Origin of the sequence: Paenibacillus sp. A14, from assembly GCF_036864815.1 — a bacterium.
In the GTDB taxonomy this organism is placed as follows: Bacteria; Bacillota; Bacilli; order Paenibacillales; family Paenibacillaceae; genus Fontibacillus; species Fontibacillus sanfengchensis.
In genome coordinates, this window is sequence record NZ_JBAGJD010000019.1 from 20,674 (window position 1) to 33,271 (window position 12,598).

The 12,598-nt window shown below is 55.4% G+C and carries 8 protein-coding genes and 1 other annotated feature; all 8 genes read right to left on the reverse strand.

Annotation, left to right across the window (positions count from 1 at the left end):
• Positions 1–204: 204 nt before the first annotated feature.
• On the reverse strand, positions 205–1,344 hold the full coding sequence (locus tag V4U88_RS25580; RefSeq protein WP_334076023.1) for an SPOR domain-containing protein: 1,140 nt from the start codon (positions 1,342–1,344) through the stop codon (positions 205–207).
• 113 nt (positions 1,345–1,457) lie between these two features.
• On the reverse strand, positions 1,458–2,831 hold the full coding sequence (gene murC / locus V4U88_RS25585) for a UDP-N-acetylmuramate--L-alanine ligase (protein WP_334076041.1): 1,374 nt from the start codon (positions 2,829–2,831) through the stop codon (positions 1,458–1,460).
• A 10-nt stretch (positions 2,832–2,841) separates the two neighbouring features.
• A complete protein-coding gene (locus tag V4U88_RS25590) occupies positions 2,842–4,218 on the reverse strand; it encodes a bifunctional folylpolyglutamate synthase/dihydrofolate synthase (protein WP_334076024.1) in 1,377 nt (458 codons plus the stop codon).
• A gap of 121 nt (positions 4,219–4,339) precedes the next feature.
• A complete protein-coding gene (locus V4U88_RS25595) occupies positions 4,340–7,015 on the reverse strand; it encodes a valine--tRNA ligase (protein WP_334076025.1) in 2,676 nt (891 codons plus the stop codon).
• Positions 7,016–7,112: 97 nt separating this feature from the next.
• Positions 7,113–7,381 (reverse strand) — a binding site (T-box leader).
• Positions 7,382–7,839: 458 nt separating this feature from the next.
• On the reverse strand, positions 7,840–9,177 hold the full coding sequence (locus tag V4U88_RS25600; RefSeq protein ID WP_334076026.1) for a LysM peptidoglycan-binding domain-containing protein: 1,338 nt from the start codon (positions 9,175–9,177) through the stop codon (positions 7,840–7,842).
• Between the two features lie 129 nt (positions 9,178–9,306).
• Positions 9,307–10,251 carry an RluA family pseudouridine synthase gene (locus V4U88_RS25605; protein ID WP_416367298.1) on the reverse strand — a complete coding sequence of 315 codons (945 nt, stop codon included), beginning with the start codon at positions 10,249–10,251 and terminating at the stop codon, positions 9,307–9,309.
• The gene (gene hemL / locus V4U88_RS25610) at positions 10,248–11,549 is read right to left on the reverse strand and encodes a glutamate-1-semialdehyde 2,1-aminomutase (RefSeq protein ID WP_334076027.1); all 1,302 of its coding nucleotides are present in this window, start codon (positions 11,547–11,549) and stop codon (positions 10,248–10,250) included. Before hemL ends, V4U88_RS25605 begins: the two co-directional genes overlap by 4 nt.
• Positions 11,550–11,580: 31 nt before the next feature.
• Positions 11,581–12,585, reverse strand: a complete 1,005-nt coding sequence (gene hemB / locus V4U88_RS25615; protein WP_334076028.1) for a porphobilinogen synthase — start codon at positions 12,583–12,585, stop codon at positions 11,581–11,583.
• Positions 12,586–12,598 lie beyond the last annotated feature (13 nt).

Consider the following 12,598-nt stretch of genomic DNA (forward strand, 5'->3'; position numbering starts at 1 on the left):
TTGTCTAAAGGAAGCCTCTCTTCCTTCATGATGCCGGCCGCTGGACTCTGACGGTGATAACGATTCGACAGTTCTGACACTGTCACCCTCGCCATTTTTTGACACTTCATTATTATAAGGTTTATTTAGCAGCAATACAAACACAAAAACGGCAGGGGAAGGTATTACCATTCCTGCCGTTTTATATGCTCGTGAAGCCATGATCTAATCTTGACTCCCTAGCATTTTTTGTTCGCCTAATATAAAGCCCATAATTTGATCCTGCACTTCCCAAAGCAGCGTTTTGGCCCCCGTTTTCTGGTATTCGGCCATCGCCTCGACGGCGCTGTTCATCGCCTTTTCCAGGTTCCCTACATCTTGCGCGAAGGCCTCGGGCTGTTGCTCACGCACCGCCGCCGCGCTTTCCGTCCATCGCTGATGGCGCTCCCCCAGCTCCGACTGTTCCTCCGCCGTCAATAGTTGAGGCTTGACCTCCACCAGGCGGGACGCGGACAATGTACCGAGCCAATCGATCAACTCCGCACTCCGGGCAAAATAACGCTCCAGGACGGTGACGTCCCCGTTATAAACGAGCTCGGCGGAAGAAGGAAGAGCAATTTCATGAAGGATAAGGTGGACTCCCGCCGTTTTAAGCTGGCCGCTTAACAATTTGGCTTGTTCGCGGTCGGAAGAAACCCCGGCGTATACCCGCTTCTCGTCAACGGTATCCCTGGCGGCGGCGATGCCGGATGCCTCCAGTTCCTGTTGAGCCAGTTCGACTCCTTCCGCCGTGGAAAATACGCCGTACTGCAAAAAATGATAGGTCTGCCCCGGCATTGCGATGGTTACCGGCATCCCCTTATCGTCCTCCTCCCCAAGCTCCCCGCCGATTTGCCCAAAGACAGGAATCTCCGCAGACTGTCCGGCCGAGGAACGATCGGGGACGGTAATCCCCGGGATGGGGACGCTCACATTCCCGCTAAACATGGACAAGACCACGAATCCGAACAGGGCGCCCGTAACGATCGCACCGGTCAAGGATCCCGCCACTTTCCACCACGATGTCCTTGATTTTCGGGTGGTATATGACGGCAGGATCGCCCCTCCCGTTCCGGTATAATCCGAAAACGGGTCGTTCCAGTCGTCGGCGATTTCCACCGGACGGTAGGTGATCCCTCCTCCGGGAGGCGGCTCCTCGTGAGACCGCGGCTGCCCGCCGGACATAGGCATCGCCGGCTCTCCAACCGCTGGCAACATCTCCGGCTTCGCTTCGGCAGCCGGGGCCGCATATAACGCGGACTCCTTCATGTCCCGCCGCCGCTGCTGCTCATCGTCAAAACGGAATGTCATTTTGGCCTTATCCACTGTCCGCACGCTCCTTGTCCATTCTTCTAAAGTTACCATATGAGCGTGTGGTCCTTTATATGCCAAACCGCAAGAAAAACCTCGCTGCCCGCGAGGTTTTTCGTCTATTTCCATTAATCGGATAAAGTTTTGGCCAGCGTATCGCCAACCTTCCAAATATCGCCGGCACCCATCGTAAGAACGAGGTCCCCCGGTTGAAGCCGGCCCTGAAGATCCGCGATCACATCCTGTTTCGTCGGAAGATACCGGGCCCCGGCATTGCTGTTCTGCTTGATGAGATCAACCAGCTTGGAGGAATGAACCCCTTCGATTTGCTGTTCGCCGGCGGGAGAGTAAATGTCTGTAATGATCACTTCATCCGCTTCGCCAAACGCCCGGCTGAACGCATCCAGCAGGAAAAACGTACGCGTATACCGCTGCGGCTGGAATACGGCGATAATCCGTTTACCCGTCGCTTTCGCTGCGGCGATCGTGGCCTCGATTTCCGTAGGATGATGGGCGTAGTCGTCAATGACGAGAACGCCGCCTTTTTCGCCCAGCACCTGGAACCGGCGCTTTGCGCCATGGAAGCCGATAATCGCTGACGCGATGTCCGCAAAGGGAATGCCCGCCTCCAGACAGACGATGACTGTAGCCATAGCGTTATAAACATTATGTTTACCCGGTACGGAAAGCTCGATCATCCCCAATTCCTGCTGTCCCTTTCTCATGATAAAAGTGACGTGGCGGTCACCCAGCTTAACGGCATCTGCCGAATAATCACAACCCGTTCCCATGCCGTAAGTGATCACGCGGCAGTTGAGATTGGGAAGAAGTTCCTTAATGTTGGCGTCGTCTCCGCAAACGACCGCCGTTCCGTCCGGCTTGGTCTGGTTCAAAAACTGGACGTACGCTTCTTTTAACCGGGCAAAGTCCCCTCCGTAATTCTCCAGATGATCCGCCTCGATGTTGGTGACGACGCCCATTGAAGGGTGATATTGGAGAAAGGACCCATCGCTCTCATCCGCCTCGGCGACGACAAAGCGCCCTTGTCCGGCCTTGGCGTTGGTTCCGATCCCCATAATTTCTCCGCCGATAATGTAAGTCGGATCCGTGCCGCACTGCTCCATCACCAGCGCGATCATCGACGAAGTCGTCGTTTTGCCGTGCGCGCCGGCAACCGCGACGCCCTGCCGTTCATTCAGCAAACGGGCCAGCATCTGCGAACGGTGCAAGATCGGAATTCCTTGCTCCTCCGCTTCTAGACGCTCCACATTATCCTTTGGAAGCGCCGTGGAATAAACGACAAGATCGGCGCCGTGCACATGCTCGGCGGTATGTCCAATATAAATTTTCGCCCCTTTGGCGGCCAACTTCTCGGTCAGTTCCTGGGAAGCGACATCCGATCCGGTCACGGTATACCCCATCTCCAGCATCACCCGGGCAATAGCGCTCATACCATAGCCACCGATACCGATAAAATGCACATGTTGTTCAGTTGTATTCAGCAATTTCCATTCACCAGCCTTTTTCAGAATCGGTTTGATGCAAAAGGGTTGCCCGCACATCCGAGATCATATACAGCGTCCCGGTGACCACCCCAAGATCCTCCGGTTCCGTCCGTGACGCCAAAAGCGCAAGCGCCTTTTTCCAATCACGCTCCACAACGATTTCCAGACCGGGTTTCGCCACTGAATCCTTCAGCTCCAGTACCAGATCATACAGCGCGCCCGCATCCAGTTTTCGACGGAAATCGGGCTCGGTCAGTATAAGCGTATCCACTATAGGTAATATATGCTCCAGGTAGGCACGATGATGCTTATTCGCCAACATCCCCATCATCAAAATCAACCGGCGGTAGCGAAACGTCTCCTTCAGGCTTTTTGCCAACGACTCCGCCCCTTCGGGGTTATGGGCCCCGTCAAGCACGATGTGCGGATTCACGGACACTCGCTCCAGCCTTCCCGCCCACGCCGTCTTCCGGAAGCCGTGAAGAACATCCCCGTCCTCCAACACGAAGGCCATGTACTGCCGCAATATTTCGAGAACCATCATCACGCCGGCCGCGTTCTTGCATTGATGCTCTCCCAGCATGGAGAGATTCAACCGGAAGTCGCGAAACGGTCCGCGAAAATGCATTTCCTGCCCTTGATCACCCAATTGGGACCGCTCATAGAAAAACTGCTCGCCAAGCAAGTAAAGTGTGCTTTTTTGCCTGGCTGCCGTCTCTTTTAATACATCGATGGCCTCGGGCTGCTCGACACAGCTGACCACCGGAACACCGGGCTTGATAATTCCCGCTTTCTCCCTGGCGATCTGCTCGATGGTGTCACCGAGAATATCCGTATGATCATAACCTATATTCGTGATTAAAGAAACGATAGGCGTCACAATATTGGTAACATCCATCCTTCCCCCAAGGCCCGTCTCCCATACTACCACATCCGGATAGCATTCCTCGGCAAAATAAAGGATGGCGATGGCCGTGCTGACCTCGAACATCGTTGGAGAACCCAGCTCGCTATCGGCGATATCCCGCACCAAGGGCAGCACCCGATTGCTGAGCGACAGCAGCGTCTCCTCGGGAATATCCTGTGCATTATACTGAAACCGGTTCGTAAATTTGGTAATATACGGCGAGGTAAATGTCCCTACGCTATAACCGCATTCCAGCAATGTGCGGGTTAAAAAGGCACAGGAAGATCCCTTCCCGTTCGTCCCCGCCACATGAATAAATTTCAAACGCCGGTGCGGATTCCCAAGCCGCTCCATCAGCTTATGAATCCGGTCAAGCCCCGGACGTATTCCAAATGGAATCAAACCGTTGATCCAATCGACGGCCTCGCCATAGCTTCGCAGCGCTCCGCCGTTCTCTTCTTCTACTTGAACCCCCATTGCATTCACCTTCATATTTTTGATGGAATGAACCTGCATTAAAACAGCAGACAGTAAGCATCCGGCTGCGCCTCTCCCGATGCCGGGAATAACTACAGCCGGATTGGTTGCATCCTTTAGCCTAAGCCTTCAATTCGCTGATCCGCGCAAGAACCTTATCCCGCTTCTCGGCATAATCCGCCATCTTGGCCTTTTCTTCCTCGATGACTTTGGCCGGGGCTTTGGAAACGAATCCTTCGTTACCCAGCTTCTTCTCCACGCGCTCGACTTCTTTATTCAGGTGGTCCAGTTCTTTTTCCAGCCGGGCGATTTCCTGGCTGATGTCGATGAGCCCCGAAAGTGGAAGGTAAAGTTCGGCTCCGGTAACCACCGCGGTCATCGCTTTGTCCGGAACCGCCGCCTCGATCGACAGATCCAATCGGGAAGTGTTGCAGAAACGGCTGATGTAATGGGCGTTCCGGTTGACGATTTCAAGCAACTCCGCATTCGCCGGTTTAACGAGCAGTTCGATTTTCTTGCTCATCGGCACATTCACTTCCGCCCGAATATTCCGGACGGCCCGGATCATATCAACCAACAGGTTCATTTCCTGAACGGCGTCCGGCGCTTCCAGCGCAGCATCATATTTAGGCCATTCCGCCAACGTAATCGTTTCGCCATGATGCGGCAGGTGCTGCCATATTTCCTCGGAAATAAACGGCATGAACGGATGAATCAACCGCAGCGTGCGATCCAGCACGTAGGCCAGAACCGATTGGGTCTTCCGCTTCGCGGCGGCGTCTTCTCCGTACAGGGACAACTTGGCGAACTCGATGTACCAGTCGCAAAGATCATCCCAAATAAAGTTGTACAACTGGCGTCCGGTTTCCCCGAACTCATAAGCGTCGATCAATCGGGTAACTTCCCGCGCAGTTTCGTTAAAGCGATGCAGAATCCAACGATCCGCCGTGGTCAACTCTCCGCTGATGTCGATATCCTCAAATTTGACGCCCTCCATGTTCATCAATGCAAAGCGGGAAGCGTTCCAGATCTTGTTCGCAAAGTTGCGCGCCTGTTCTACGCGTTCCCAATGGAAGCGAAGATCCTGCCCCGGGGTGCTGCTCGTGGACAGCATATAGCGCATGGCGTCCGCCCCGTATTTTTCGATGACTTCGAGCGGGTCAACCCCGTTGCCGGCCGATTTAGACATCTTTTTGCCTTCGCTATCACGAACGAGTCCCGTAAGCAGTACGTCGCTAAACGGCTTTTTGCCCGTGAACTCCATTGAGGTAAAAATCATGCGGGCAACCCAGAAGTAAATGATATCGTACCCGGTAACAAGAACGTTGGTGGGGAAGAACTTCTTGAAGTCTTCACTTTCCGTATCCGGCCAGCCCAAAGTGGAGAACGGCCATAAAGCCGAACTGAACCATGTGTCCAGCACGTCTTCATCCTGCTTCAAATCGTCACGGCCCAGTTTAGCCTTCGCTTCGGCTTCATCACGGGCAACAACCATCTCCCCGGTTTCCTCGGAATACCAGGCCGGAATGCGGTGGCCCCACCACAGTTGGCGAGAGATACACCAATCCCTAACATTCTCGATCCAGTACATATAGATTTTTTCAAACCGGTCGGGAACAAACTGAACGCCTTGACTGGCCTTCTGTTCCGCAATCGCCGCCTCGGCAAGTGGTTTCATTTTTACAAACCATTGCGTCGACAGATAGGGTTCAATAACTACCCCGGTTCTCTCGCTGTGTCCAACCTGATGGACATGGTCTTCGATCCGGATCAATACGCCAAGTTCTTGAAGGTCCTTCACAATTTGCTTGCGGCATTCGCTGCGATCCAAGCCTTGATACTTCCCGGCTTCCCCGTTCATTTTTCCGCTCTCGTCCATAACGATGACCTGCGGCAAATCATGACGCATCCCGACTTCAAAGTCGTTCGGATCATGGGCCGGGGTGATTTTAACGGCGCCGCTGCCGAATTCCTTGTCGACATACTCATCCGCGATAATCGGAATTTCCCGTCCTATGATTGGGAGAATCAACATTTTGCCAATCATGTCTTTATAGCGCTCGTCTTCAGGATGAACGGCTACCGCCGTATCGCCAAGCATCGTTTCCGGACGAGTCGTGGCCACGGTGATCGAACCGCTTCCGTCTTTAAGCGGATACTTCAAGTGATAGAGGTGCCCGTTGACCTCCTTGTATTCCACCTCAATATCGGAGAGGGCGGTGCGTGCGGCCGGGTCCCAGTTAATAATATATTTGCCTCGGTAAATCAGGCCTTTTTCATACAATTTTACAAATACTTCGCGGACGGCCTTGGAAAGCCCCTCGTCCAGAGTGAACCGCTCGCGGGAATAATCCAAAGAGAAGCCCATTTTCGCCCATTGCTCATGGATCGTCTCGGCATAAGTATCCTTCCATTCCCAGACCTTCTCCAGGAATTTTTCGCGTCCTAAATCATAACGAGATACGCCTTGTTCTCTAAGCTTCTGCTCCACTTTCGTCTGCGTGGCGATCCCGGCATGGTCCGTACCCGGAAGCCACAGGGTGTTGTACCCCTGCATCCGTTTCGTCCGGATCAGGATATCCTGAATGGTTGTACCCAGCGCATGACCCATATGGAGCATACCGGTTACGTTTGGCGGCGGAATGACGACCGAATACGGCTCGGCATCCGGTTTCAGATCCGCTTTGAAAAAACCTTTCTCAATCCAATAGCGGTACCATTTCTGCTCCGCCGCTTTCGGGTCGTAGGTCGTCGGCATTTCCGCCGACAAGGGTTGCTGTTCTTGCTTTTCTGTCATTTGTACCTGACCTCCATTACATTTGAAATGACTTTGGCACAATTTAAGTTTGAGGTTCTGTGATGATGGGCCAAGAAAACACAAAAAGCCCCTCGTCTCAAAGGACGAAAGGCTTTACTTTCGCGGTACCACCTTTGTTTCGCAGGCAAAGCAACCACATGGCCATTTCCCGTAATGTTTCGCTATGCTTGCGACACTCATGCAGATAACGGCTGCGGCCGGCCCGGTCTAGCATATCAGAACGATATGGATCAAACGGACGACTCCCGGGCGACTTCGGCCAGCTGTATCCTGCGGAATCTTCCAGCGTATCGATTCCGCTCTCTGAAGGGTTCACTGCCTACTCTTCCCGTTCTTGGTCTTTAATAATGGGTATTGCGGCATTTATCTTTTTCATAATATCTTGATTATGTCCCGGAGTCAACCTGACGATTCAAAAATGGACATTTGTCCTTCTCATGGAGACAGAAGCAGATTCCTAGCCGCCCGGCCGGTGACTTTTATCAGCAGAGTTTGCGTAAGTTAGGCGATTTGTCCACTTAAAGACCAGTAACGGGAAAACCTCACGTTAATTTACCACTTTTGTCCATTGAGTCCAAATTAGCTGGAAAAGCTCCAGCTATTTCGCGATCCCAGTCGCCAATTATTCGATTTCAGATGAATTAGCGGGAGGTTCTCCAGATAATTCACCTCTGCTGCCACAAAGGCACCCAATTAACGGGAGTAACTCCCGTTAAATGCATCACGGACTCCGGAGTTTCTTAAACAACAAAAAAAGCCGCACAAATTCACTGTGCAGCTTTCAATAGTCCGCGTCTCATGGATTAGGGAATATACAGCACCTGTCCCTCATTCAGATGCTGTTCGCTCAGGCGGTTGTACAACTGAAGTTCCCGCGTGCTGAGCTGATAACGCTCCGCGATCTCATCCAATGTCTCTTCACGCTGGACGATTACCAGCTTGACCTTACGGAAAGGCGTCTGTTCCTCAGTATTGCCGATAAACAGACTTTTCCACCGCACTTCCTCGCCATCCCCCGAATCCTGGGCCGCAGCCTGGACGTTCTCTTCCTCCGAAGCCTCGTAGACAGGTTCGGCATCCGTCCGTTGAGTGGATAGCAGCTTGCTGATCCCAAAGTGGTCGTCATGCTGCCCTCCGTCGTTCTTTTTGCTGCCGAGGGCGATTTTCAATTCCTTTTTCTCCTCGGCGGGCTCCGGTGGGATCTGATTCTTTTCTTCCAAAATCTCCGTCCCGATATGCTCCAACGGTTCCGATTCGGCCAAGACGGGAACCTCATTCTCGACTTGAGTCGGTTCAGAACCAAGGGCGTCCTCAGTATGGTCCCGTTCCTTCTGGAGTTGGACTGTTTCGGCGGCGGTTTCGGAAAGGAAATGGTCTTGCTCCCTATGCGCCTCGCCCGGGTCCAGAGCTCTCTCAAGCAAGCCCTCGTCCAGCTCTTCCTTCACTCCGCCCGCAGCCTCGGCCGACGGTTCCCGCGAACCGGGGGGCGCCTCCGTCCATTCCGCCTCCTTGTCCTCCAGAACGGACTGGGCAAACAGCGGCGAATCCACATTGTTCCACGTCAGAACCTGCGGCTGCTCGTCCGCATCTTCCGAACCGGGCTCGGCCTCCTGTTCCCAAGTGCGAAAATTCTCCGCGTAAGTCGGCCGGACATTCCCGGTATGAAATTCCCGCCCCCACGGGTTGGAACGATCCAAGTCCGCATCGCCGCGTACCTCAGGGGCAGGTTCATGGGAAGTTACAAACTCCCGGTCCTTCCACTCTTCCGGCTCCTCCGTCAACGAAGAGGTTTCGATCCCCTGAAGCGATAGAACCCCCGTAATGTTCAAGCTTCGGGCACTTAGCAGGTCTACATCGAAATTTTCGATTTCGACCGCAATATCCTCCAGCCTTCCGACCCGGCTTAGCGGAATCGTAATCTCAACCGGGATCCAATGTTCCAATTCATGCGTACCGCCTTCCCCCCGATACAGTCCCGACAACAGCAGATGGCCGCGGAGGGAAGCATACTCTTCTCCCGGAACGACCTGGATTCTTGGAAAAAGCTCGATTTCCTCCAATTCGTCGATACCGGTCACCTGTTCCGACAAATGGACGCGTTCATAAATATCAAACCTTAAACCGTAGGATGAATCCGTCAAATAGGTTGCCTCCTTTCAGCATAACCAGACCTGATTGGGGTCCGCTCTAATGAAGGGCCCCATCATCGCTCGTTTTTATCTATATGCTTGAAAATAGAGTGCATGCCTGATTTTTAACGGAATTCCGGCTCAATTCCGGCCTTTGGCCGTGCTTGTCTTATGATGGTCCCCGCCTTGCTGCAATTGTTCTAGCAACCGGTTCCAGCCATCCGGCCAGGGGTCGTCCACACAGATCCGTTCCCCAGTCAATGGATGGGGAAAGGCCAGGCTCTCGCCGTGCAGCGCTTGATGCGGAAAAAGAGCAGAACCGCCGCCGTAAAGGGTATCTCCGATCAACGGATGACCCGCATGGCTCATATGAACGCGGATTTGATGGGTTCGCCCCGTATCCAGCGTCAGCCGCACCAGGCTGGCCTTCGGATACGTTTCGACCAGCTCCACTCGCGTCAGCGCGTCCTTGCCCGACGGGGATACCCGCCGCCGGGAGGGGTGGTGGCGATCCCGGCCGATCGGCTCGCGAATGACCCGGAGGGTCGGGGAGACCTGCCCCTCCACCAGCGCCGTGTAAACCCGGCCGATCTCCTTCCGCGCCATGGACGCGTCCAGCTTCAGCTGCGCCATGGCGTTCTTGGCGTAGAGCACCGGGCCGGATGTGTACTCGTCCAGCCGGTGGATATGCCCGGGGGCGACCGGCTCGCCCCGCTGCGCGAACACCGCCGCCACGAGGTTCGCCAGCGTAGGCGGCGAACCGGCCCCGTCCGGATGCACCTTCAGCCCGGCCGGTTTATGCACGACGAGGCAAAAGTCGTCCTCGTACAAAATCCGGACCGGCCGCTCCACGGGGGCATACTGGGACACCCGCGGCGGAAACAAGCGCAGGCGCAGGCGATCCCCGGCCAGCTTGATCTCGTCGGCCGCATCCAGCTCCCGGAGCAGCTTGGCCGGGAACCCCAGCTCCCGCGAAAGCCAAAGGAGGGCCGCTTCATAGCGGCCCCCCGGCTCCAGAGGTTTCAGCTTCCCCGGCATCAGTTCGTACCATTCGCCCCGCCGGGTTCCCGAAACCGGCGCGCTCACAGCTTATGCAGCGCACGGCGGTGCGCTTCGATCGTCGCATCGATGTCCGCCTCGGTGTGAACCCCGGATACGAACATCCCCTCGAACTGCGAAGGCGCAATATTGATGCCTTCCTCGATCATCGCGGCAAAATACCGCCGGAACATATCAAGGTCGCTGCTCTTCGCCGTATCGTAATTAATGACCTCCGCATCCGTAAAGAATGGGCATACCATCGAGCCGACCCGGTTAATCCGGCAAGGAATCCCCTTCTCCTTGGCGTTGGCGATAAATCCTGCCTCGAGCCGGGCCGACAAGGCCTCCAGCCGGTCATACACTTCCGCTGTCAGCAACGAGAGGGTCGTAAAGCCCGCCGTCATGGCCAGCGGGTTGCCGCTCAAGGTCCCTGCCTGATAAATCGGGCCGACCGGAGCGATTTGCTCCATGATCTCGCGTTTGCCGCCGTAGGCACCGACCGGCAATCCGCCGCCGATCACTTTGCCCAGGCAGGTCAAATCCGGCGTAACGCCAAAGCGCCCTTGGGCGCAGTGTTTATCGACCCGGAACCCGGTCATGACCTCGTCAAAGATCAACAGGCTGCCATGCTCCGTCGTCAGCTTCCGCAGGCCCTCCAGAAATCCGGGCTGCGGCGGCACGACGCCCATGTTGCCCGCCACCGGCTCTACGATCACGCCGGCGATTTCGCCGCCGAAGCGCTGAAACGCCAGCTCGACGGAAGCCAAATCGTTATACGGTACCGCAATCGTATTGGACGCCACGCCTTCCGGCACACCGGGACTGTCGGGCAATCCGAGTGTGGCTACACCGGAGCCGGCCTTGATGAGCAGGCTGTCCGCGTGGCCGTGGTAGGACCCTTCGAATTTCATAATCTTGTTTCTTCCCGTATAGCCGCGGGCCAGACGGATCGCGCTCATCGTCGCTTCCGTCCCGGAACTGACCATCCGCACGATATCGATCGACGGGACCCGCTCGGCCACCAACTTGGCCATCTCCGTTTCAAGCAGCGTCGGGGCGCCAAAACTCGTGCCCTTGGCCGTAGCTTCTTGCAGGGCCTGCACAACGTCCGGATGGGCATGTCCCATAATCAGCGGTCCCCAGGATCCGACATAGTCGATAAATTCGTTGCCGTCGATATCATAAATGCGCGAACCGGCTCCACGCTCTACATATACCGGGGTCAGACCGACGGATTTAAAAGCGCGAACCGGACTGTTCACGCCGCCCGGCATCACCGTTTTTGCTTCCTCAAACGCCTGGCGGGACCGCGTTTCGCTGCGCCGCCCGATCTTTTCACTCATGAGAACCTCTCCTCACCCGTTAATATTAGTTCTATTTACCCTCGCGCAGCCAGCGGGCAGCGTCTTTGGCGAAATAGGTGATGATGATATCCGCACCGGCCCGCTTCATGCCGAGCAGCATCTCCGTAACGATGGCCCGCTCATTGATCCAGCCCCGTTCGGAAGCCGCTTTGACCATGGAATACTCCCCGCTCACATTATAAGCTACGAGCGGCAGATCGAATTGGTCCCGGAGCAGGCGCAGCACGTCCATAAAGGCAAGCGCCGGCTTCACCATCAGCATGTCCGCTCCCTCCAGCACGTCCGATTCCGCCTCTCTGAGCGCTTCGCGCGCGTTGGCCGGGTCCATCTGGTACGTCTTGCGGTCGCCGAACTGCGGTGCCGAATCCGCAGCTTCGCGGAATGGCCCGTAGAACGCGGACGCGTATTTCACCGAATAGGACATGATCGGAATATGGCTGAAGCCCGCCTCGTCCAGCCCCGCGCGAATCGCTTGCACAAAGCCGTCCATCATATTGGAGGGCGCGATGATATCCGCTCCGGCTTTGGCCTGAGAGACCGCGGTACGAACCAGCAGGTCCAGCGACTCGTCGTTCAGCACATCCCCGCAGAGATGGCCGTCGCGCTCAAAAGTATGTACCATTCCGCAGTGGCCATGATCGGTAAACTCGCACAGGCAGGTATCGGCCACGACCAGCAGATCCGGATACAGCGCCTTGATTTTGCGCGTAGCCTGCTGAACGATGCCTTCCTCATTGAACGCGGAGGAACCTACGCTGTCCTTCGTTTCCGGAATGCCGAACAACAGGACCGCCGGGATGCCGAGGTCAACGATTTCCTTTACTTCCTCGTCAAGCGTGTCCAGCGAAAAATGATAAACGCCCGGCATCGAGGAAATCTCGTTCTTGATTCCGCTGCCGTGGGCCACAAATATCGGTTGAATGAAATCATCCACCGTCAAAACCGTCTCGCGCACCATGCCGCGAATGGCGGCGGATTGCCGCAGCCGGCGGTGTCTTACAATCGGAAAACTCATGAAACAATCCTCC